The 23,923-nt window shown below is 42.5% G+C and carries 16 protein-coding genes; 1 reads left to right on the forward strand and 15 read right to left on the reverse strand.

The window, feature by feature from the left end:
• Positions 1-135: 135 nt before the first annotated feature.
• The 4 genes from NYE72_RS27055 to NYE72_RS27070 form a co-directional block, all read right to left on the reverse strand.
• A complete protein-coding gene (locus NYE72_RS27055; protein WP_339210835.1) occupies positions 136-936 on the reverse strand; it encodes a CPBP family intramembrane glutamic endopeptidase in 801 nt (266 codons plus the stop codon).
• 771 nt (positions 937-1,707) lie between these two features.
• Positions 1,708-2,940, reverse strand: coding sequence for a glycosyl hydrolase family 8 (locus tag NYE72_RS27060; protein WP_256715445.1), 1,233 nt, complete (start codon positions 2,938-2,940; stop codon positions 1,708-1,710).
• Between the two features lie 237 nt (positions 2,941-3,177).
• Positions 3,178-3,714 carry a DUF2812 domain-containing protein gene (locus NYE72_RS27065; RefSeq protein WP_036681393.1) on the reverse strand — a complete coding sequence of 179 codons (537 nt, stop codon included), beginning with the start codon at positions 3,712-3,714 and terminating at the stop codon, positions 3,178-3,180.
• A 16-nt stretch (positions 3,715-3,730) separates the two neighbouring features.
• Positions 3,731-4,054 (reverse strand): PadR family transcriptional regulator, encoded by a 324-nt coding sequence (locus NYE72_RS27070; RefSeq protein ID WP_339210837.1) that lies wholly within the window; start codon positions 4,052-4,054, stop codon positions 3,731-3,733.
• A gap of 137 nt (positions 4,055-4,191) precedes the next feature.
• Here NYE72_RS27070 and NYE72_RS27075 point away from each other — a divergent pair, with 137 nt between their 5' ends.
• Positions 4,192-4,362: a hypothetical protein gene (locus tag NYE72_RS27075; protein WP_155288200.1), complete on the forward strand. Its 171-nt coding sequence runs from the start codon at positions 4,192-4,194 to the stop codon at positions 4,360-4,362.
• An 84-nt stretch (positions 4,363-4,446) separates the two neighbouring features.
• Here the strand turns inward: NYE72_RS27075 and NYE72_RS27080 are convergent, their stop codons facing one another.
• The 11 genes from NYE72_RS27080 to NYE72_RS27130 form a co-directional block, all read right to left on the reverse strand.
• Positions 4,447-5,490 carry a globin-coupled sensor protein gene (locus NYE72_RS27080; protein ID WP_306019577.1) on the reverse strand — a complete coding sequence of 348 codons (1,044 nt, stop codon included), beginning with the start codon at positions 5,488-5,490 and terminating at the stop codon, positions 4,447-4,449.
• Between the two features lie 174 nt (positions 5,491-5,664).
• Complete coding sequence (locus NYE72_RS27085; RefSeq protein WP_076296881.1) at positions 5,665-5,994, reverse strand: four-helix bundle copper-binding protein; 330 nt, start codon at positions 5,992-5,994, stop codon at positions 5,665-5,667.
• Between the two features lie 106 nt (positions 5,995-6,100).
• The gene (locus NYE72_RS27090; RefSeq protein ID WP_036681383.1) at positions 6,101-6,421 is read right to left on the reverse strand and encodes a metal-sensitive transcriptional regulator; all 321 of its coding nucleotides are present in this window, start codon (positions 6,419-6,421) and stop codon (positions 6,101-6,103) included.
• Positions 6,422-6,495: 74 nt separating this feature from the next.
• Positions 6,496-7,527: a cation diffusion facilitator family transporter gene (locus tag NYE72_RS27095; RefSeq protein WP_339210839.1), complete on the reverse strand. Its 1,032-nt coding sequence runs from the start codon at positions 7,525-7,527 to the stop codon at positions 6,496-6,498.
• 230 nt (positions 7,528-7,757) lie between these two features.
• Positions 7,758-14,570, reverse strand: coding sequence for an S-layer homology domain-containing protein (locus NYE72_RS27100; protein WP_339210841.1), 6,813 nt, complete (start codon positions 14,568-14,570; stop codon positions 7,758-7,760).
• A 301-nt stretch (positions 14,571-14,871) separates the two neighbouring features.
• On the reverse strand, positions 14,872-15,588 hold the full coding sequence (gene deoD / locus NYE72_RS27105; RefSeq protein ID WP_036681380.1) for a purine-nucleoside phosphorylase: 717 nt from the start codon (positions 15,586-15,588) through the stop codon (positions 14,872-14,874).
• Positions 15,589-15,704: 116 nt separating this feature from the next.
• Positions 15,705-16,526, reverse strand: coding sequence for a methyl-accepting chemotaxis protein (locus NYE72_RS27110; RefSeq protein WP_076099899.1), 822 nt, complete (start codon positions 16,524-16,526; stop codon positions 15,705-15,707).
• A 267-nt stretch (positions 16,527-16,793) separates the two neighbouring features.
• Complete coding sequence (gene ahpF / locus NYE72_RS27115; RefSeq protein ID WP_036681374.1) at positions 16,794-18,323, reverse strand: alkyl hydroperoxide reductase subunit F; 1,530 nt, start codon at positions 18,321-18,323, stop codon at positions 16,794-16,796.
• A 14-nt stretch (positions 18,324-18,337) separates the two neighbouring features.
• Positions 18,338-18,901 carry an alkyl hydroperoxide reductase subunit C gene (gene ahpC, locus NYE72_RS27120; protein WP_036681373.1) on the reverse strand — a complete coding sequence of 188 codons (564 nt, stop codon included), beginning with the start codon at positions 18,899-18,901 and terminating at the stop codon, positions 18,338-18,340.
• Positions 18,902-19,150: 249 nt separating this feature from the next.
• Positions 19,151-20,029 (reverse strand): aminoglycoside phosphotransferase family protein, encoded by an 879-nt coding sequence (locus NYE72_RS27125; RefSeq protein ID WP_339212117.1) that lies wholly within the window; start codon positions 20,027-20,029, stop codon positions 19,151-19,153.
• Positions 20,030-20,122: 93 nt separating this feature from the next.
• A complete protein-coding gene (locus tag NYE72_RS27130) occupies positions 20,123-23,674 on the reverse strand; it encodes an alpha-amylase family glycosyl hydrolase (RefSeq protein ID WP_339210843.1) in 3,552 nt (1,183 codons plus the stop codon).
• Between the last annotated feature and the right edge of the window lie 249 nt (positions 23,675-23,923).

Here is a 23,923-nt window from a genome sequence, read left to right on the forward strand (position 1 = left end):
CAAATCCCCCGAACGAACAAAATTATACATATCTCTATTCTTAGTTGGTATTCCCCTACCATTTTATATGAATCACACAGGAAATTATATACTTTTATGCATGATATTCCTTCCCTTCTAAATGTCCGCATTGAATTATAGCTCTATTCTGGCTTTTTGCTGTTCCACTCTGTGGTTTCGATTCAGAATCCATATCGCTGCGCACCCATATAAAATCATTGGAACCCAACCGCTCTCCCCGGCCACATACTCCAACATAGGTGAAGAACTGACAGTAATATTGTGCAAAACACTATCTACAGCATTATTAGTTCCGTGTAAAAGCACTGCCGGCCAAATACTACCGGAGGACAGACGCAGTTCATTTATAATGATGCCCGCAAACATAACAGATAAGGTAAAGAGCACCACCACGAGCCAGCGGCTTCCAGAGGAATGATAAGCACGCGGCCCAAGAATCGCCGGATAATGCCATATAGCCCAGATTAAGCCCATTGTTACACTAGAACTTACTCTTCCCATCCATTGAAAACGCGGGAGCAGCCAACCCCTCCAACCGATCTCTTCCCCCAAAGCAGATAACGAACCAAGGACAATGTAAACGAGCAAATATATAACAGTCTCGATCCATGAATCTGGAGGAATTAAGCTTGAAGTCCATTCCATCCAATAGACAGCATAACCCGCTCCCAGTGAACCTAAGGGAATAACTAAAGCCAATATGTATTCTTTGCCTCCCCTAAATTTGAAGCCCAACCTTCTCCATCCCTCAGCACTGTATCCATCTCTCACAATCAGAAACATCATGATACATACTGCGAAAAAAGGAGTAAAACCATACAGACCCTGTGCCGATTCCGGAAGCAGCAACATCCCTAACGCCATTGCCCATACGATAATAATAAATAGTAGAGATTGTTTCTTGTCTGAGAGCAATATTATCACCTGCCTTTTTTAGATATAAGGAACTACATTTTCCTATTTAATCCAATTGTATATAAACTGGCAGGACGTTTCACCGAAAACAACGTTCGCTAAAACCACAATTCTTTTGCGGTACTGCTTATCTGTATGCCGCAAAGTCTTCAGAAAGGTTGTCCCAAAAATAGGGAAATGGTGTGCGATGTGCAGCGTAAGTGTAAACTAATTAGGGAAATACTCCCTGAAAATAGCCGATATTCGCTCTAAAAGGACAAAATCAGGGAATTCCTCCCTAATAATCAGGGAGATTTCTTTATTAGTTACTGAATCGGCCAAAATTTAGGGAAGTTTTCCCTAATTATAAGTCTGATGAACAAAATTCTCTGAATTTTAGGGAGAAATTCCCTAATTTCTGTATAAATGCTTCGCTTATTGCATCATTTGGAGCATCACTAGGTACGCCCCTTGATTCAATTGGTTATCAAATAAAGGATGCTCCGCCGTACGCCGAATGATGAAACCGGAAAGTGTATTTGGATAACCGAAGAACAAACGAAGATTGCGGGGATCTCGGGGATTACAGGGTTTTATGCATTGCAGCACATAAAAGTGACATTAGAGATCAGGTGTCTTTACTTTTGCCCATAATCTACTGAAGCAAGCTGCAGTTGACCAAAAATGCAGAACAGCGATTCTCCAATATTAGGAGAATCGCTGTTCTGTTTGGCTTTTATGGCTTTGGGCATGAACGTTTTGGGGGCAGCCTTTTTCTACCTAAATATTCTCTTAATAGGTCCACCAGTTGCCAGACATAACGATCATCGAAAATAGCTTGATGCTGTCTTCATAGTAATCTTCTGCAGCACTGCTTGCTGTGTGGCTCCAGAGAGAATTCAACCAGCTTTGGTAAGTTGATGAGGTCATCGCACTGACCCCAAATGGAGCATAGAAAGCACCGCTATTGTAACTTCCAAATACGGTTCCGTTTAGCTTGTACCCATCTTTTATACTACCAGGTGTACTGCTTACTTTAGTCTTAATCCAGCTATTCATCTTATTAAGCTGCGTAAGCGCCCTGCTGTCTCCGGTAATCAAATAATCTGTTGCGATCCGCCATGGGGTACGACAAGAATTGTAATTGTAATTCCCGTCATTGGCATCTTCAAGGAAATTCGCCGCAGCAGGTTTATACACACCCCCAGAGTAAACTACGAAATCAGGCAAGAGTCCAGTGCTAGAGCTATAACCCGTATAAAGGCTATTTATAATCGTGTACGTTTTATCGATAACATTCGTCCAGCGGGTATCTCCTGTAGCCTGTTGGAATGCTTTTAAATGATTTAGCATGAAATCCGAAGGTCTAGTTGCTGTATTATACGAGCCACTATTCGCCCAGTCACCTAGACGGATCGTCCACTGTGTCTGGTTAATCTCATTGTCCATAATCGCATTAATGATATCTTTTGCAGCTTGTAAATAATTGATCGTACCACTACTTCCCCACTGCTTGTCCGCAAGCAGCAATGAGAAAGCTATATCCATATCTCCATCTGTAGCCGAATCCTCGCCTTCAATGTTTTGAAAGCTGCTATTTTGCTTCCAGGACATCAAATAAGGGTTAATTGTACTTGGATGAGCCTTGTAATAATTATATAAGCCGTCAAAATAAGTCTGAGCATTACTGTCATAACCAGCCATCAAAACTGTGAACAACATCCCGTAACCATGTGCTTCAGATACCGTTTCTCCATCTGAATTATACTTAACGTAATATTTGCCAGTGCCAGCTGGTTTGAGATAGGCCGTTTTCCACGCATCCCATTTGGTCTTCACTGAATTATCCATACTGGTCTGGGTTACATTGTTCGGCTTGATAGATCCACTCGTGTAGGTGGTGTGTTGCGGAAAAGGTTTGTTCACTGCTGCAAACGCGGAACCGGCAGGAAGAATACTAATTATCAAACATACGACAATAAGGCTTCTCCAACTCAACCTAAGCTTTGCATTCTTCTTCATCATTCATTGCCTCCTCTTCAATTGTGGTAATAAATTTGAAAGAAAACAGCAAGCTAATTCGTATTCGTCATCATTGTAATACAGAATATGGAATTAATATATAATAAATCCCATTAATAGATCATTAGTACTATATATCTGAGACTTAGATTTGTTCTCACTCCTCAACTAAAAAAGGATGATCCCACAACCAACTTCATTCATGGCTGTGCAAACATCCTTTAGATAAAAATTCATTCGCTATTCTCGTAATTTATTTAATTTAAGTCGATACGCAATGTATGGAAGACCCGGAAAGACCAACATACAAAGTGTGACCACTACTAACACTAGGCTGATATTCCTCACCATCTCAGGTAACCATCCATTAACGCCCAAGATCGCTAGGAAGATAAAAACAATCAAAGCTATAAGCAATGGCAAGGCTGCTTTGCTCATCGTTTTCTTTTCACGTTCATATTTGTCAATGAGGGTCCCAGTGTCTGAGTAGATAGGCGCCGTACCTGCAGCTGCCCGAAAGATATGAAACCCATTTCCGGCAGAACAGACATAGGTCCATCCGGCATCTTCAAAAATCAAATAATACTCCTCATCCACATTCGTGTGATAATCTACACTGTACTCAAAAGTCTGGGGATCTCCCTTTCTTAACTTATAACCAAATGGTGCAAAGCTTTCCAGGAGCCAGCCCCTTTTGGCATACTTACTCAATTTCTGCATATCACCTTTTTCAGTAAAAGCTAAGCCCCCGCTGGTCACATATTTTGTATTCTTCATGCCTATTCCCCACCTTTTATTTGAGAATTTGTTCTGCATGTCTAATCATTTCTTTTCGGCGCTCTACTTCTTTTCTTAGCAATCCAATCCCTTTTTCTGTTGCAATATACGTTTTTCGTTTGTCATCCTCTTCTTCTTTATACAACTCAATAAATTCAGCCGCTAACAGCTTCTTAATAGTTGTATACAAGGAAGCAGGCCCAATTGAAAATTGATTGTTCGTCATCGTTTCGATCGATTTCATAATTAGATATCCGTGTTTGGCTTCGACTAAAGATAAGAGAATATAAAATGCAGTGTCTGTGAGCTCTCCCATTTCCAATGAGTCCGTTCTTGACACTTAATCACCTCCTCATATGTATCATTAAAAGATATATCATTAAATGAACTATATCTTTTAATGATACACTTGTCAACTGCTGGCATAAAATTCAAACTACCTTCTCATACTAGGTGAAGAATATGGAGGTGACTGTCATGCCCAAAAATAGTGCCAATCCCAAAGAAGCTCCAGGTAAACATCAACCAAGTAAGAAAAACAATGCGGAGAATAACAACAATTTCAATGAAGCCGCTCAGATGGTGAACATCGATAAGGCTGCTGATTATGTGCCCAGCTTAAACGGTGTCTCCAAAACTGATGTCTAAGCTAGACCGCTAATAACTTCTTATATTTCAAACAAAAAACACTCCTCAGAATTTTCTGAAGGAGTGTTTCAATCCGTGGCAGCTTCATTTCAAGCTCTCTAACTCAGCAGTCACTTTTTCAATTAAGTTCACGAAGGAAGCCAGCTCTTGAGAGCTTTTGACCTGATCCTTGGAATACATGGAGTTATGTTCTGATTCTTTTTTCACCTTGGAAAGGGTGGCATTGATATTGTCTAGTTTCTGGTCAATGGTTACCAATGAATCCTTTGAGCGGCGGGCTAGCTTACGAACCTCATTAGCCACAACTTCAAACCCTCTTCCAAACTCTCCAGCTCTGGCCGCTTCAATAGCCGCATTTAAGCCTAAAAGATGCGTATGATCAGCCACTTCTCTAATCATCGTACCCACTTGATGAATAGACTCCACCTCTTTGTCTAAATATAATACCGTTTGATGCGTTTTCTCTTGATAATCAGCATTTTTACTAGCTAAACTTTCTATCGATTCACTGCTATCCTTTAATTGAACCATCAAAGATACCAGCTCCTGAACGGCTGAACTCACTCCTGTAAGCAGGTGATTTTGCTTCTCCAGCAAGTTTTCAATTTTTGCTTTTTCATCCACTTCATAGGCTTCAAGAACGAGCTGTGAATCGAGATTAAACATCTTGGTTAAGGCATGAATAACAGGCTTCCACTCGTTTGGTAATATCCGTTCAAAATAAGCAGTAGCCAGATCCAGATATAATATGTACGTCCCCAAATACCAATTCGTTGTTAATCCAATACGAGAATGGATTTTCCCGATAAGCAAACGTCTTTCAATAAATGCTTCATCGATCACACCAGAGGCCATGGATAAAAAATACCACTGCTGTGTTTCTTTTAATCGATCCAGTGTACTGTGCTGCTCAATGATGTGGAGCAATTCTGGCTCCATCGTCATCTGTTTATACAGTTCCTCAACCAATGAGCTAACGATTAAGTTGAATTCTTTCTCCTTGCTTTTTAATAATTCTAAATCAGCCTCAGTAATCCCTATGTAGCTAACTTGCTGGAGTCGTTCTGGACTAAGATTGATCATAACGTTGTTAACATCCCCCTCATTCTGTTTATTTTTCTCAGCCATCCCCTACGGCATCTATATCTCTTGATTATAAAGGTATTATTTCAATAAATTTTAACACTATATTTACCTATATTGCTTAATAATTTTACAAAACCTCACTAGTGCCCTTAGATTTGGCTTCCTATTCATGAATAAAGGACTGCCGCGGCAGCCCTTTCAGTTTCAAGCTTTAATTTATGCCGCCATTTCACGGCAAACTTTTGCACAAGCAAAACAAGCTTCTGCACATTGCTGGCAATGTTCATGATCATGCTTTTGGCATTCGTTGCCGCAGGCTTTACAAGCTTCTGCACAAGCCAGACAAATTTCTTTTGCATATTTACTGTTCATCGACATCGCATGAGCTGCGAACTCGCATATATCTGCACATTCACGATCCAGGCGAATGCACTCCTTCATCATCCCCACATGATCCTCATCCAAACAAGCTGAGTAACAGTGATTACAAGCTACCATACATTTCAAACACTCTTCAATACACTCTTTGTAGTTTTGATGTGCCATAACACATACTCCTCTCGAAATCATAAATTAGGGTAGTCCCCTACTCTATATATACCCAATTTGAGCAAATAAAAAAGGATTCCAAGGAATCCTTCCGATTGATCAATTATCTAATTAATTTATTGATGGTAACTAATAGCTCATCCAGTACCTCGTTCTCACCATCCTGGATACGTTCCACTACACAACTTTTCATATGATGCTCCAGCAAAAGCTTGCCCACGCCGTTCAATGCAGATTGGACCGAGGAGATTTGATGCAGCACATCATCACAATAGGTGTCTTTTTCAATTAACCCTTTTAGCCCTCTAACTTGACCTTCAATTCTATTGAGCCGGCTAATCAAATTCTTTTTAGTTTTATCTGAGTGATGACTTTTCCGCTCATCCGTACTGCATGATTCATGCTCGTGAGTCAGATTATCCATGCACCGATCACCCCTTTCCTCGTATTTTTATTATACTATAGCCCCCCTATTCTATTCAAAAAATAAATCATTGATTAGATTTTCAATTCTTCATGAACTATAGCGGAAGTTTCAACCTGAATGGTTGTATGTTGAATTTTGAAATGATCGGCAATTAACCGAATCGCTTGCTGCAAAATGCGTTGGTCATCTGCTTCCTCTTCAATTAAGATATGACAGCTGAGTGAATCTAAGCCCGAAGTTATGGTCCAGATATGCAGGTCATGAACATTTTTAACCCCTTCAATGCTTTCGAGGATTTCCTTTACTTGAGCTGGATTGATTGTAATCGGTGTGCCTTCCATAAGGACGTGAACGGTATGTTTGATAATTCCCCACGCCCCTCTAAGAATCAGTAGAGCAACCAATACGCTTATGATAGGATCTGCAACATACCAGCCAAAAATCATCATAATTAAACCGGCAATAATCGCCCCTACTGAACCTAAAGCATCACCAAGCACATGGAGATAAGCACTACGGAGATTAATGTTATTTTTCACATCCCCTTTTCTCATAAGCGACCATGCACTAGCCACATTGGCTAAAAGACCAATACTTGCGATCAGCATCATAGAACCACTGGCAACCGCCGGCGGCTCAAAAAATCGCCCATAAGCTTCTACAATGATAAATCCAGCAACTACAAATAAAGTAACTCCGTTTAAAAGTGCCGCCAAAATTTCAAATCGATGAAATCCGTACGTTTTGTTCGGAGAAGCAGGTTTGGTTGCGAACCAGACCGCTACTAGGCTTAATGCTAGAGAGCTTGCATCGTTTAGCATATGCCCACTGTCCGATAACAGGGCTAAGCTGTTGGTAATTAACCCTCCAAAAAACTCCAAAAACATAATTCCAACCGTAATGATTAACGCAATCATAAGCCCTTTTTTATTTCCACTTGGATCAAAATGATGATGCCCGTGAGCGCCATGCGAGTGATTGTGTCCTTCATGAGAGTGACTGTGTCCTTCATGAGCGTGGTCGTGGTTACTGTGATCGTGATTGGCCTGTTGCCTGTGTGCATTCTCGACCTGATGATTGTGTCTTTTCTTCTTGTTCATCATGCTTAACCTCCTATTACCTTCAGCTAGATAGTATTCGTAGCCCTGCGCAGTTACATTCAAAAGCTCCAGTTAATAATAACATATGAACATGTGTTCATATGTTATTATTAACTGGATTTTTCTTCTTGTCAATAAAAAAGCAACAAATGATTGTCTCTGACCTAATAAAATAAAGAGGACCCTCCGCAGCTCTTCCTGCATGAAGGATCCTCTCGAATCAGAACCGTGTATTAAATCAAATCTGATTGTTGCAGCAATCTTTGGATGATAGCCGCAACTTCTGCTCTCGTAATGAAGGCTTGTGGGGCAAGTACATTTCCGCTTCTGCCCGTGATGATTCCTGCTTGCAGGCTGTCTGCAATGCCACTCTTCGCCCAGCCTGATGCTTCATTCGCATCCGTGTAAATGCTCAGCAGCTCGCTTGCTTCTTTGGCAGGAAGTTTTGTCTTCAAATCGGTAATCACCATAGCTTTAGCAATAATACTCATCGCTTGTTCCCGAGTAATCTTGTCTGTAGGATGGAACGCTCCATCCTCAAAACCGTTGATTAGCTTATAGGAGTAAGCTGTCTGCACCGCATCATTATACCAATCTGAGACCTTCACATCCGTAAAGGATGTTGTTCCGCTCTCCAATTTCAATCCCAATCCACGTACGATAATCGCCGCAAATTCTGCACGTGTAATCTCCTGATTAGGGTTAAACAAATCGTCACCGACTCCATTAATAACCTTACGGGAAGCCATCTCATTGACAATGTCCTTAGCCCAGTGGGTGACGACATCCTTGAAGTTCTGTGGATCTTGAACTACAAAATACGTACTGTTCGTTAAACTGTGTATTTTCGCAAAGTTTTTGCCATCAATGGCAACAATCTGTGTGGGTACATGGCGGATCGTCCCCCCTGCTTCAAGCACTAGCCCAGTCGTAATCTTCTTAAGGTCTACACCATCCGCAAGAGGAATAGTTCTTTCCACATAGGTATTAAACTTAGTGAGTTCAACAGTTTTCCCAGCGTAAGTAACTTTCACCGTGAAATCTAATGGCTGAGCTACCAGCGTTAGCTTTTCATTGGCTGCCAGCATTTCTATTCTTTTCAGTACATCCGCAGTCGGAACAGAAATTGAAATTTGCACCTTCACATCTTGTAGAGCAATGTCTGTGCCAAACTGTTTTGAAATTGCACTGATATCAATCTGTGCTGCTGATATTGTATAAGTACCCTTTGGAGTACGAATGATTAACAGCGCCTGCTTCTGCTCCATATCTTTGATGATTTGACCATTAAGCTCGCCAATAATCACATCTGAAGTCGCAGTCACAGGGATAGTTATAATTGCATTCTGGTCTTCCTTTTCGATGCGTTGCTCTATTTTTGCCTGATCTACAACAATCGTGGTAACCGTCTGCCCGTTATGCTCAGATATCGTTGCTGTTCCGGCATTTTCAACCTTACCGTTCACCAATACCTCAACCATGCTGCTAGATGGTGTAGCTGTAGCTGTAGCAGTGGATCCTGCTGTTGCAGTTGGTGCAGTTGTTGCAGGTGGTGCAGTCGGTGTTGATGTCGGTGATTCTGTTGGTGTTGGTGTTGGTGTTGGCGGTGTAGGTGTAACCTCAACCTCCGTTGATGACTTTGGTGTCACGGAGTTCGAAACTTCAGAAGCTACACTACTACCAGCGCTATTAATCGCTTTAACTGTAAACGAATAAGTTGTTCCATTCGCTAGACCTGTTACCGTTATTGGACTTGTTGCCCCAACTGTTACGATATTACCCGGAGAAGCAGTAACCTCATAATTCGTAATTGGAGTTCCCCCGTTCGAATCAGGAACTGCAAATGTCACAGTCGCCTCGCCATCTCCCGCTACTGCTATTAAGCCCGTAGGTGCAGATGGTGATGTTCTTGGTTTCGTGCTGACTTCGTTAGAAGCTGCACTCTCCCCGCCCGGATTAGATGCCTTAACTACGAAATAATAAGATTGGCCATTAGTTAACCCTGTCACATCATAGTTGTAGACGGACTCGCTTACTGTAGCCACTTGTGTCTCATAGATTCCGGAAGTGATACCTTGATATATAGTGTATCCAATCGCACCCTTCACCGGATCCCATGTTAAGCCGATGATGCCATTACTTGCCACAGGTGAATGAAGTATTGGCGCACCCGGCGCTGGAACCTGAGGCGTTCTAGTTACTTCATTGGAAGCCGCACTGATACCATCAGGATTAACAGCTTTAACAATAAAATAATAAGCAGTTCCATTAATTAGTCCTACAGCATCGTAACTGTTCTCAGAGCCACTTATAGTAGCTACCTCAGCTCCATAAACACCTGAAGCTGTAGACCGATATACAGCGTAACTATCGGTACCATATACGGGACTCCAAGTAATTCGAATATGTCCGTTTCCTGCCGTTACAGACTCAATACTTGGCGCAGCAAGTTCAGGCCAGGTAAGGTCAATAACTGCACTAGTGATCTCTGCAAGACCTGTCGCATCAAATGCCAGTTGGGCTCCGGTGATTCCAGCTGCATTCGTAGCTCCCAGATCCGTAAAGGAAATGACACCTGCTACTGCCGTCAACGTCGTATTCCCCGTCAACGTCCAGCTTCCTGCGTCCTTCTTCGACACAGTAACAACCGAACTGTTGTCGCCAATGTTTAGATTCCCAAACTGATCCAGCAGTGTTATTACTGGCTGCTGCGCGAAGCTGCCACCGTTGGTCTGCGGGGCACTTACGCCCGTAGTGAGCTTCATTGTCGCTGTGCTACCTGCGACAGGTGCAATGTTCAGCGCCGTTGCCGCTGGCGTGGCTACGCCTGCTTGGCTGAACACAACAGCCTGTGCTCCCGCTTTGTTCAGCTTCAGATCCACCTGAGCTACACCCTCAACGAAATCAACGTTGATCTTGCTCGGTGAAGCTGCCAAAGCGATACTTCCTAAGCTTCCGTACGTTCCGTCCGGCGCAACTTCATAACCCGTTACCGTCACTTCTTTTGTTCCGGTAAACAGAGTGTCCGTGTCGCCCAGCGAGTTCTTCACGGTCAGCGTAATGCCATTATCTACACCTACAACTGGTGTCAAAGTCGCTGCTGAGGCGGTGATGCTTTGCGCTCCCTGTGGTTGTGGAAGATTCACGGTAGCGCTAGTGATCTCTGGAAGACCTGTCGCATCAAATGCCAGTTGGGCTCCGGTGATTCCAGCTGCATTCGTAGCTCCCAGATCCGTAAAGGAAATGACACCTGCTACTGCCGTCAATGTCGTATTCCCCGTCAACGTCCAGCTTCCTGCGTCCTTCTTCGACACAGTAACAACCGAACTGTTGTCGCCAATGTTTACATTCCCAAACTGATCCAGCAGTGTTATTACTGGCTGCTGCGCGAAGCTGCCGCCGTTAGCCTGCGGCGCACTTACGTCCGTAGTGAGCTTCATTGTCGCTGTGCTGCCTGCGACAGGTGCAATGTTCAGCGCTGTTGCCGCTGGCGAGGCTACACCTGCTTGGCTGAACATAACCGCTTGCGCGCCAGCTTTGTTCAGCTTCAGATCCACCTGAGCTACACCCTCAACGAAATCAACGTTGATCTTGCTCGGTGAAGCTGCCAAAGCGGTACTTCCTAAGCTGCCGTACGTTCCGTCAGGCGCAACATCATAACCTGATACCGTCACTTCTTTTGTTCCGGTGAACGTTGTATCTGTATTGCCCAGCGAATTCTTCACGGTCAGCGTAATGCCATTATTCACACCTACGACAGGTGTCAAAGTCGCCGCTGAGGCGGTAATGCTTTGGGCTCCTTGTGGCTCTGGAAGATTCAACGCTACACTGGTGATCTGTGTAAGTCCTGTCGCATCAAATGCCAGTTGGGCTCCGGTGATTCCAGCTGCATTCGTAGCTCCCAGATCCGTAAAGGAAATGACACCTGCTACTGCCGTCAATGTCGTATTTCCCGTCAATGTCCAGCTCCCTGCGTCCTTCTTCGAAACAGTAACAATCGTACTGTTGTCGCCAATGTTTACATTTCCAAACTGATCCAGCAGTGTTATTACTGGCTGCTGCGCAAAGCTGCCGCCATTGGCCTGCGGCGCACTTACGCCTGTGGTCAGTTTCATTGTCGCTGTACTACCTGCGACAGGTGCAATGTTCAGCGCCGTTGCCGCTGGCGTGGCTACGCTTGCTTGGCTGAACACAACAGCCTGTGCTCCCGCTTTGTTCAGCTTCAGGTTCACCTGAGCTACACCCTCAACGAAATCAACGTTGATCTTGCTCGGTGAAGCTGCCAAAGCGGTACTTCCTAAGCTTCCGTACGTTCCGTCCGGCGCAACATCATAACCCGTTACCGTCACTTCTTTTGTTCCGGTAAACAGAGTGTCCGTGTCGCCCAGCGAGTTCTTCACGGTCAGCGTAATGCCATTATCTACACCTACGACAGGTGTCAACGTCGCCGCTGAGGCAGTGATGCTTTGCGCTCCCTGTGGTTGTGGAAGATTCACGGTAGCGCTAGTGATTTCTGCAAGACCTATCGCATCAAATGCCAGTTGGGCTCCTGTGATTCCAGCTGCATTCGTGGCTCCCAGATCCGTAAAGGAAATGACACCTGCTACTGCCGTCAATGTCGTATTCCCCGTCAACGTCCAGCTTCCTGTATCCTTCTTCGACACAGTAACAACTGTACTGTTGTCGCCAATATTTACATTCCCAAACTGGTCCAGCAGCGTTATCACTGGCTGCTGCGCGAAGCTGCCGCCGTTGGCCTGCGGCGCACTTACGCCCGTGGTCAGCTTCATTGTCGCTGTGCTACCTGCGACAGGTGCAATGTTCAGCGCTGTTGCCGCTGGCGAGGTTACGCCTGCTTGGCTGAACACAACAGCCTGTGCTCCCGCTTTATTCAGCTTCAGGTTCACCTGAGCTACACCATCAACGAAATTAACGTTGATCTTGCTCGGTGAAGCCGCTAAAGCGGTGCTTCCTAAGCTTCCGTACGTTCCGTCCGGCGCAACACCATAACCCGTTACCGTCACTTCTTTTGATCCGGTAAACAGAGTGTCCGTATCGCCCAGCGAATTCTTCACGGTCAGCGTAATCCCATTATCTACACCTACGACAGGCGTCAAGGTCGCCGCTAAGGCGGTGATGCTGTAAGCTAGAGTAGGACCTAGGTTCAAGGTCATTTTAGTGAAATAATCCCCCACGACCTTAAAGTTAGTACCATCGTAAATAATGCCATTAAGATTAGAAGTAAGATCTGATGTTTCCTGAGTCCACGTGGATCCGTCTGCCGAAGAGAATAACTCCCCCTTCAATCCAACAGCCAGAAAACTTCCATTACCAAAGCTGATATTATTTAGTGCGCTAGCTGATATTGTAACCTTCGTAAAAGTTACCAAATCCTCAGTGGTTAGAATTACTGCCTGCTGGCTAATTGTATCTTCTCCAACCAGAATATAAGCTCTGCCATCATAGGCAATTCCCTTTAAAGAAGTATTGGGGAACCCAATCTCTAGGGGCACATTCCACTGTATTCCATCCGATGATTTTGCGATAACAACGCTCTCTTGCTCATAAGTAGTACTATTGTATTTTATCCCAAGAGCTACAAATTGATTATTCAAGTAAGCTACTGTATTAAATGCAAAATCCCCATTTTTAAATCTCTCTGTCCATGAGGTTCCGTTAACTGAAGAATAAATTCCGCCATAATCGGAAACTGCAATATACTGATTTGTGCCAAAAGCAATACCTGTCAGATTGTCCTGCACTCCGGTATCTGTCGTAGTCCAAGTGTCACCGTTGGTCGAGGTCACCACTTTGGCGTTAAGATTGTAGTTTTCTTTATCTGTAACTGCAATAAACTTCCCTGCTCCATAAGTGACCGCATTCATTCCCGGCAGCTTAGAGGGTGTGACATCGTTCCATACTGCGGAGCTAGTAGATTTGTAAATAGAGCCATATTCCCCGGATGAGACGGCAACATAATTGCCATTATCATCCTTAGCAATACTTTTCAGATTACCGCTGACATTACTCCACGCCGAGAGGTCAGAAGAAACCAGCAAGCCGCTGCCCCCTGAGGCAACATATTTGCCATTTCCGTAAACCATATTGTTCACCATCATTGTTGTATGGGTATCCGAAGATGTCCACTGGCTGCTGTCCAGCGGAGCCGCAGGAGATTTATAAATTACGCCCTGCCCAAACAACAAATAGCTCCCATTTAAAGAACCTCCCCCATAAAATTGCTTATTATCCCATGAGGCATCAACGGTCCAGTTAACACCGTCTGTAGAGGTGAATATTTTTTTAGCATAAGGAGTCACGATATAACTAAAGAAACGATTATTTAAATAGATTACATTCGTAACATAAGGCCAGCTAGAATTATAGTGGTTGATCACAAGATCGGTTAAGGTAACCGTTGTCCAATTGATCAGATTCGTTGAGGTATAATAGACAGCATTGTTAGCAGAGACCACATATTTGTTGTCGCCATAAGCAATATCCGTTAAGCTTTGCATTCCGAATATTGCATTGGTAGAAGTGATTCCTGTGTCTGTCCAGTTAATTCCATCCGAGGATTGTAGAAGAGTTACATTATAAGAAGGTGGATTGGTGCCAGGTTTATATACTGACTGCCATACAAAAAACTTTCCATTGACCGCTTTCAACCTTTCCGGTGTGATAGCTAACGTTTTTTTTGTCCAATTTTCACCATCGAGTGAATTGTATACTGCCTTTTCGCTACCATCAATAGCTAAGAACAGCCCATTAGCGAACACAATAGAAGTTAGTTTGGGGTTCCCCGCCTTATTGGAGATAGACCAATCTACGCCATTTGATGATGTAGATATCCCTCCTTGGCCCACCGCTACAAAAACATTGTTACCAAATGCAACACTGCTCAAATTTCCAGCTGATGTGGAGCTTTGATCTATGATATTGCTATTGCTGGGTGCTGCATAAATTACTGCAGGCATAAACAGAGAACTGACGATAGAGAATACTAAACTTATTGCTAATAAAAGATTGCCACTCCGCTTAATCACAATTTTCCCCCTTTGGCATTACACCAAAATATAAATACTTCCACCATATGGAGATTAGATGTCTTTTCTAAGATTTGTAGCCATTTGGTTTGATTTTTATATCGGTATAATCCGAGAGAATTATTACGAATTTAACATTAAATTTTGATTAAAAACAACAATAATTTACACGCTTCACCTATCCATTTCCACAACCTTACAAATGAGAAAAAAACCTATTAAATATCAGGACTTAATCCTGAATTTAATAGGCTCTCAAGCTTTTGCTCGTAGAACTTTTTAAGCTACTTAATCTTTTTTATTAAATAGAAATCGCTGCTTCTAAAGCTACTTCCATCATGCCGTTGAAAGAATTTTGTCTTTCTTCTGCCGTGGTTACAGCATGAGTAACTAACGAATCAGAAATGGTAAGAATACATGCAGCTTGTTTACCTAACACTTTCGCATTATGGAACAACGCATAACTCTCCATTTCTACACAAACACAGCCATGTTCATTGTAAAATTCATTAACTCCAGGCACATTGTCTTCATGATAGAATACATCGCTGGAATGAATTCTCGCCGTCAGAACTGGCTTGTTAATACGTGTAGCCGCTGCTTCAATGACTTCGTTCAATTCTTTACTTGGCAGCTGGATATCTCCTTCTACACCGCTTTGCACATAGGCATATGTAGATTCACTCCACGCGCTATCCGCCAACACCACGTCAAATAAATTCAATTTATCTGTGTATGCTCCAGCACTACCGATACGAATGATGTTTTCCACACCATAGTTTTTGTATAGTTCATAAGAATAAATACCGATACTTGGCATTCCCATTCCCGAACCCATTACCGAAACCTCTTTGCCTTTATAAGTTCCTGTATATCCAAACATATTACGTACCGTATTAAATTGGGTTGGGTTCTCCAAATAGGTTTCTGCAATATACTTCGCTCTCAAAGGATCTCCTGGCATTAATACTGTTTTGGCGATTTCACCATTTTGTGCTGCATTGTGCGGCGTTGACATAATTTATTCCTCCTATGTTGATTACTCATTACTATCTTACTATACCATTCATCATTTTAAATATACGTTTAAAATTTTCTTTTATTGCGACAAAAATACTGCTACTGAATCTCTTTTTATAATTTATTAGCAAACTCGTTAAGTTTTTGGGACATTATCTTTATTTCCTCAATAAATGTAGAAGTATGCTGAACAGACGCCGCCTGTTCTTGGCCGATAGCTGCTATCTTCTCTATCGAATTAGCCATTTGATTCGTAATTCCCTTGATCTGTAACATGGTTTTATTTATGTTTTGCGTTGAGGCAACGGTTTCCCTTGAAAATTTCCGGATTTCCTTGGCTACGACTTCAAAACTTCTACCTTTCTCACCTGCATGCGCTGCTTCTATTGCAGCATTCAGCCCAAGTAAATTCGTTTGATCAGCAACCCTGTTTATAATTGATAGGACTTCTGTTGTATTCTCCACATCTTTTCCAGCCTGCTGAGATTGAATGAGTAGTTCCTGAGAGTGATCCGAAAGTGAACTTACGCCATAGGAAATATTATTAATTTGCTCATTGGCTTGGGATAATGATTCCGAGATTTGTTCTACAATGGCTTTTAATTCACTTTGTCTTCGAATCTGAACTGCAATCCCGCCAATGACTTGTCCCGTTTGATCGTGAAGAGGTGTTGCTGTACCTGTAAACTCAAATCCATAAAAGTGGGCTGGAACATCGGACTTCAAGGTACGATTCTCTTGTATCGCTAAGTAAAGCGGTTCTTCTTTGTTTAAAGATTGTCCTTCGTTAATGTTTAAATTTATGGTGTCGCCAGGAAAATAAGCAACGAACCGTTCCAAATCACATATCGCTATTGATAAATCAGCCGGGATCGATAATTTTATAATAGGTATAAGTGAGATAAATTTGTCTAAAGATTCAATGTTGTTAATCACAGAAATATAGTCTCCATTCCAGCAAAACGTTATTTATAGCGCACCAAGTCTAAGCAGATCATGCCTTACATACATGCATTTAATCTAAATATTTAATTTTGCTTAATTCATATTTTAGATATGTATTCGCGAAAATCTTCATAAAATCCTCCAAAAAAGTTTACAAATCCCCATTTTCCTCTCACAAAAGACAGATAACATAAAAAAAAGCCCCCACTTTGTAAAAAGTGAGGGCTTTCGTTCTCTTGCTGTTACTAACAATATCGGTTAGTTACGGATCAGATAATCAAATGCTCCTAGCGCTGCAGTTGCACCGGATCCCATCGAGATAATGATTTGTTTATAAGCACTATTAGTGCAGTCACCAGCAGCAAATACTCCTGGTAAGCTAGTAGCACCATGGCTATCTACAACAATCTCACCTACGCGAGTACGTTCAACTGTGTCACCTAGCCATTCTGTATTTGGAACCAGACCGATCTGTACAAATACACCCTGCAATTCAACATGGTGAGTCTCTTCTGTCGCACGATCAACATAAGAAATACCATTTACCTTATCAGTTCCGGTAATTTCTTTAGTTTGCACGTTTTTAAGAACAGTAACGTTAGGAAGGCTGTAAAGACGATCTTGCAGTACAGCATCAGCTTTGAGCTCAGGAGCAAATTCCAGAACCGTTACATGCTTCACTATACCTGCAAGGTCAATAGCTGCCTCAATACCTGAGTTACCGCCGCCAACAACTGCAACATCTTTGCCTGCAAACAAAGGACCATCACAGTGTGGGCAGTAGGCTACACCTTTGTTCTTGAATTCAGCTTCACCAGGCACACCCATATTCCGCCAGCGAGCACCTGTAGACAGAATGACCGTCTTACTCTTTAGAACAGCGCCGTTCTCGAGTTCAACTTCAATTAAGTCATTTTTGTCTAGACGTCTGACACGCTGCAATTTCATCACATCAATGCCATACTCTTTTACTTGCTCTTCAAGTTTAGCTACGAGTTGAGGACCTTCAGTGTACTTCACACTAATAAAGTTCTCGATACCAAGCGTGTCGTTAACCTGTCCGCCAAAGCGTTCAGCAACAATACCTGTACGTATACCTTTACGTGCCGCGTAAATGGCTGCACTTGCACCAGCTGGGCCGCTGCCGACAACAAGCACATCATATGGAGCTTTATTGTCAAACTCTGATGCGTCCACACTGCTGCCCATTTTAGCTAAAATTTCTTCAACCGTCATACGACCACTTTCGAAAAATTCACCATTAAGGTAGACGCTTGGAACAGACATAATTTCTTTGCTTTCTACCTCTTCTTTGAATACTCCACCGTCAATCATCGTATGGGTAATGCCCGGATTAAAGATACTCATAAGATTCAGTGCTTGTACAACATCAGGGCAATTATGACAGCTCAGGCTAACATAAGTTTCAAACTTATATTCGCCACTAATGCCTTTGATCTGATCAATTACACTTTGCTCAACCTTAGGAGCTCTTCCGCTAACCTGCAACAGAGCCAATACTAATGAAGTAAATTCGTGTCCAAGCGGAGTTCCGGCAAAGGTTACGCCCGTATCTTCACCCACACGATTTACACTAAAGCTTGGGGTTCTAGATAGTTCGGTTCTTTCCACCGTAATCCTAGCTGACATTTTGGCAATTTCATCAACTAGTTCAGTCATCTCTTGTGATGCCTCGTCAGCGCCTGCACTGAGTTTCAGTACTACATCGCCTTCCAAGAGTTCTAGGTATTGCGCTAGTTGAGCTTTTATTTCTTGATCTAGTTTCATTTAGCTTTCGCTCCTTAAATCTTACCTACAAGATCGAGACTTGGTTTAAGAGTTTCTGCACCTTCCGACCATTTCGCTGGGCAAACTTCACCTGGATGATTGCGTACATATTGCGCTGCTTTAATTTTGTTAACAAGAGCGCTAGCATCACGGCCGATACCACCAGCATTAATCTCAACAGTTTGAATAACACCGTCTGGATCAATGATGAATGTACCACGATCAGCAAGACCGTCAGCTTCGATCAATACATCAAAGTTGCGGGAAACCACATGGGAAGGATCGCCGATCATAATGTACTTCACCTTGCCAATTGCTGCGGAGCTTTCATGCCATGCTTTATGTGTAAAGTGTGTGTCAGTAGAAACGGAATATACTTCAACACCTAGTTGTTTGAGGGTTTCATATTGGTTCTGCAAATCTTCTAGTTCAGTTGGGCATACGAATGTGAAGTCAGCTGGGTAAAAGCAAACTACACTCCATTTACCTTTGAAGTTTTCTTCTGTAACATCGATAAATTTCCCATCTTGAAATGCGCTTGCTTTGAATGGTAGTACTTCTGTTCCGATTAATGACATATTGTTTAATCTCCTTTGGGTTTAATTTATGAATAGAGTGGATACTATTTATAATTATTATAATTAACCAAATTAAGGCCTGTCAAGTTATTTATAATAATTCTAATATGATAATCGTTGTCAGTCGCTAAATGTTCATACAAATTCCTTTCTTTCAGATTTAAATACAACACTTTATCATCTGACTGATGCTCATTCGTGCTTATTGACTATTATGGTTTAGTTTACATGTTTTATGTAGTTCAATTTCTACAATTCGATGTCTTCTACTATTAGATTGATAATATTCAAGGATTCTTCCGCTACTGTTGGATTAGAATATCGATTTCCATTATAGGTGATCAGTGCTTTCCATAAAGCCCACCCTCTTGCTCTATTCCAAGTTTGTGCATCCATGTTTAATACCTTTTTAAAGATCTTTCTACTAGTCTCATCAAAAAAAGTCCAGGCCATTGCAGCATCACAAGCAGGATCACCTACCCCTAATATTCCAAAATCAATAACTGCACAAAGCTGTCCGTCTTTGACTAATATATTTCCAGGTGCGACATCACCATGAACCCAAACTGGTTCTGACTCCCACTCAGAGTCTAATGCCAGTTCCCAGATCTTTTTCAATAGAACCTCATTTAAAATATCTTTATTATGCTCAATCGCATTTCTAGATTCCTCATCATATACAGCTAAGGACCCACCTCTATAAAAATTATGATCTCCGGCTAAAGGTCCCCCACTAGCATCAATAGACTGTAATTCAATTAAAAAGCTCCCCAAGTCTCTCGCAAATTGATTGAGATCATTAATGTTCTCATGGGATAAAGTCTCTCCCTCTAGCCACTTATTAATAGACCAAGGCCAGGGATATTCTTTGTTAGGTGTCCCTTTCGCTAATGGTGTTGAAATAGGTAACGTAAGTCCTTTCCTTAAAAAAGGTAACCATAGTTGTTCTTTCTCCACTTGGGGAACATAAGCGGCTGCACTTGGTAATCGCACACTCATCTGTTCACCTAAATGAAAAGTCCGATTATCATGCCCACTGAATTTTACAGGCCTGATCTCTAAATCGGACCATTTAGGAAATTGATCATTTATTAATCTTGCTACTAAATCGACGTCTATAGTATGCATAATATCTCTCCACATATATGAAATTGAAGCAACATCAGTTGCGGAATCCAAGCTGATGTTGCTTCTTTTTAACTATGAAATGGATACAAGGGTCTACTTCAGATAGGTTCCTGACTCTCCGATTCCACCACTACCGTTCAATACATATACACGCGCATTTCCTTTACCGGAGCAGTTGATTGTGATCACACCGTTGGTAACGGTTTTGGTATCACCAGTGACCGCATCCACATATGTTCCGTTAGGAATTCCGGTGAATGTTGCATTTCCTGAGATCGTAACCAAAGCAAAGCTATCGATTCCTTTGCTACTATCAGTGTATCTTCTTTTAAATGCCAAATCACCTGATACATTTTCTGTAGAATATTGGCCCTTTTGCAATGCAGGAACAGCTCTTCTGATTAAATTAAGTTGTCTGATATGTTTCGCCAGAGGATAATTTAACGAGTCTGCAAGTGTGCCAGTAGCATTGGTATATTTACCGTAATCTTGAACAGTAACACTACCCTCAATATGATCGCCAAAGTAAGCACGGCCTGTTGTACTTAACGGTGCATTTGGACCTACATCGATGACTGATCCTTTTTTAAACTCAATTTCAGAACCATAATAGATCGCAGGTATTCCTCGGAAGGTGAACATCAGAGCGAGATTCTCAGCCCAAGTGTCCTGTGTGCCGGCAAATCTTTGATTTTCTGGTGCCTGGTCAGGTGCATAGTCATGAGAGTCAATATAAGTTACATTCCAGGTAGCATCATTATAGAATTGATCACCGCTTCTCATACTGAATGCTTCCTGAGCAGTCTTGAAGGCCCAGTGCATTGGAAAATCAATAACATCCATACCCGATTTCATCGAATAGTCAGGCGTATGATAAGTATTTCCTGTTAAAAAAGCATTGTTCGAGGTAGGCTGTCCTGCTGTAGTAGAGTTATCTGCCCACTCTTGTTCCACCGATAGCTTGTTGGAAGCGTAATCATTTTGACCGTCACCCGGATAGGATTTTGAGCTTTTCCAAGTATAAAATGGTGTTGATATCGCCGGGATTCCACTGTTCCACACATCTCTGTACCGAGTAGCCACTTCCCCAAAGACAAAGAAGTCTGAGCCCCCTCTTGTTTTCCATGCCGGCACAAAATATTTGTTAAAAATATACCGGCTTACATGCTTTACAGTATCGACCCGGAAAGCATCCACACCCATATCAATATATTGATTATAGCTGTCGATTAGATACTGATTCACTAGAGGATTTTCTGTGTTTAAGTCCACACAGTCTCCCGCAATCTGTCCTGTCTGGACGGTATAAGACTCCCAAGAAAGACTTTTTTCCGTATGGTAAATGTTATTGTTAGTCTCCGCAGTCTTCATTAAGGCAAGTCTTGCCTGATATTGCTGATCAGGGGTCATGGAATCATAGTTAGCTGGCAGCTTATCCGTAATTTTGAGCATGTTACTCACGGTGTCCGCCGCCGCCGGATCTTTTTTGAACATCGGGAACAGATTTTCTTCTCCAAAATTACCGGTATGATTGACGACAATATCTTGAATAACCTTTATCCCTCTAGCGTGCGCCGCATTGATCAAATCCTGATAAGAAGCCCCTGCGGATTCATATCTTGGATCTATTTTTGCAAAATTAATTGCATGGTACCCATGATAATCATAACCGCTGGCATTCTGCACCACAGGTGTAATCCAGATGGCACTGAAGCCTAGGGCTTTAATGTAATCGAGCTTTTGAATCAGTCCTTTAAAATCCCCTCTCCAAGCTGGATCTGAGTCCGGATTTCCTGCCTTGGCATCCTCCCATGCATGCTCGTTGTTACTCTGATCGCCATCATAGAACCGGGAAGTAATTACAAAATAAATCGTATCTTCACGAAAATCGCCCTTATTACCAATGTTATAAACAAAACTCTGTTTAGTTTCATTTCCGGCACCATCGATCACAAGGAATTTTAAGGTTGTCGTCTTGTTAATCAAGATAGACGGTCCCGCAAGAGAAGTCAGTGCATTGCCTGAAATATAGACTTTTGAACTCGTTGTTGGTTCCGTACCATTATCTGTGTAATATGCTGTAGTTGTTGCCGCCTTGTTGTCTTTTATATTAAAAGATACGGAAACCGCTGAGCTCGAATTCCCAACAGGCAGATTCGCGGTGATAATCGGAGCTTGCAAATCGGCATTCAGATCAATCACATAAGCAAAAGAGCCTACATTACTCGCTTGCCCTATAGAGTTAACGCCGAATGCTTTGATAGTCAAAGATGAAGGTACTTGGATTGGAGTCGTATACAACGTTGAGGTTGTCGTAGGTGTCGATCCGTCGGTCGTATAATAAATTTTATCACCGCTGTTTGTACTGGATAGTGTCACCGTTTGGGCAGAATCATAGGTTTTGGGCGCAGGAGAGACGGATATCACCGGAACCTTGGGAACGTCTGGATTGACGTCATACCATACGTTATCTGAGTTATACCAGCCCTCTTTTACGCTGCGAGATAAGTCGCCCGTTTGTTTGCCGTTACCGTCATTAAAGATCAGGCTTGCACCTGTAGCATTTGGAACAGTATAGCTATACCAATCGTTTCCGTCCGATTTCATCAGTATTCCCGGCCATGCTCCACTAGTCGGAACGGTTGCCGGATTCAGATTCCAGTAATGGATGCGGATCGCTGCATTCCAACTTGCTGGTTTCTTAAAGTGAACGGTTAGCCCCGCTGAAGTTGGTGTAGGAGTTACGGTAGGTGTTGGTGTTATGGTAGGTGTTGGTGTTGGCGTTGGTGTAGGAGTTACGGTAGGTGTTGGCGTCACCGTTGGTGTAGGAGCTACCGTAGGTGTTGGTGTCACCGTTGGTGTAGGAGTTACCGTAGGTGTTGGCGTCACTGTTGGGGTAGGAGTTATCGTTGGTGTTGGGGTAGCTCCGGCCGAAAGGGTCACATAGTCGATATTAATATTCCCGCTATCATCCGAGTCATATTTATAAGCAAGCGTGTTATTTCCTGCCTGTAAGGAGAGTATTTCTATTTGGTCTGCCCATGTATCCCAGTTGGCCAGGTTTGCTAATGTTGTCTGTGTAACCTTTATTCCATTGACATAAATGGACACCTTTTTTGCACTGCCAGATGCATTAGCATAGTGAAGTGTGGCATTATAGGACCCTGCTGCGGAAGACTGGACGTTAAAAGTGGTGGCTGCTCCTGTAGTTGTATATCCATCAACAAAACCGGTGCCCGAATATCCGGTGTGATTCGTATTTACTTTTGCACCACCAGACAGGGATGCACTCTCTGCTTCGTATTTCCCGGCAACCGGAATAACCACCGTCCAGTTCTTCCCGCCGTTATTGTCCCAACTATCCGTTGGAGCCGTGATGTGATAACAATAAATTAGGGTGGCGCCTTCCTGAACATTGAGGTTGGCGGTGAACGTAGTTCCATTTTTGGTCATCACCGTGTCCGTAGTATTAGCCCAGTTATTCGTAGTCCAATGTAAGGTCACAGCTGACGCTGTGGGATTGGTGTAGGTGACTGTATGATCCGTATTACTGGCCGATGCTCCACCCGATAAACCAAATAAACTAAAAATGAGCGAAAAAATAATTAACCACGAAATATAACGCCTGGATTGTTTGGATACCAAGTAAATAACCTCCTCATAATTTTTAGTGCAGCTACGATTTTTATGCTTATCGCGTGGTGCAAACGTTTGCAAAAATGAGAAAAAAAGAAATACTTGATAGTTTTGATCTCCTCCTTCCATGATAAATAAGGAAAAAGCTCATTGAATGCGTTTACAAATAGCTCTATATGTGGTGGATTTTCCTTGTTAAGATTATAGGCGCCAAACTTTGGCTGGTCAATGCATCTTTTAGGCTATAATTCAATCGTT

The sequence above is a fragment of the Paenibacillus sp. FSL L8-0333 genome (genome assembly GCF_037965665.1).
Taxonomy (GTDB): domain Bacteria; phylum Bacillota; class Bacilli; order Paenibacillales; family Paenibacillaceae; genus Paenibacillus_AQ; species Paenibacillus_AQ odorifer.

Excerpts from the sequence above, each read along its gene's own strand:
- NYE72_RS27060 (WP_256715445.1), bottom strand. The coding sequence starts at position 2,940 with ATGATGAAGAAGAATGCAAAGCTTAGGTTGAGTTGGAGAAGCCTTATT.
- NYE72_RS27065 (WP_036681393.1), bottom strand. The coding sequence starts at position 3,714 with ATGAAGAATACAAAATATGTGACCAGCGGGGGCTTAGCTTTTACTGAA.
- NYE72_RS27075 (WP_155288200.1), top strand. The coding sequence starts at position 4,192 with ATGCCCAAAAATAGTGCCAATCCCAAAGAAGCTCCAGGTAAACATCAA.
- NYE72_RS27080 (WP_306019577.1), bottom strand. The coding sequence starts at position 5,490 with ATGGCTGAGAAAAATAAACAGAATGAGGGGGATGTTAACAACGTTATG.
- NYE72_RS27085 (WP_076296881.1), bottom strand. The coding sequence starts at position 5,994 with ATGGCACATCAAAACTACAAAGAGTGTATTGAAGAGTGTTTGAAATGT.
- NYE72_RS27090 (WP_036681383.1), bottom strand. The coding sequence starts at position 6,421 with ATGGATAATCTGACTCACGAGCATGAATCATGCAGTACGGATGAGCGG.
- NYE72_RS27095 (WP_339210839.1), bottom strand. The coding sequence starts at position 7,527 with ATGATGAACAAGAAGAAAAGACACAATCATCAGGTCGAGAATGCACAC.
- deoD (WP_036681380.1), bottom strand. The coding sequence starts at position 15,588 with ATGTCAACGCCGCACAATGCAGCACAAAATGGTGAAATCGCCAAAACA.
- ahpF (WP_036681374.1), bottom strand. The coding sequence starts at position 18,323 with ATGAAACTAGATCAAGAAATAAAAGCTCAACTAGCGCAATACCTAGAA.
- ahpC (WP_036681373.1), bottom strand. The coding sequence starts at position 18,901 with ATGTCATTAATCGGAACAGAAGTACTACCATTCAAAGCAAGCGCATTT.
- NYE72_RS27125 (WP_339212117.1), bottom strand. The coding sequence starts at position 20,029 with ATGCATACTATAGACGTCGATTTAGTAGCAAGATTAATAAATGATCAA.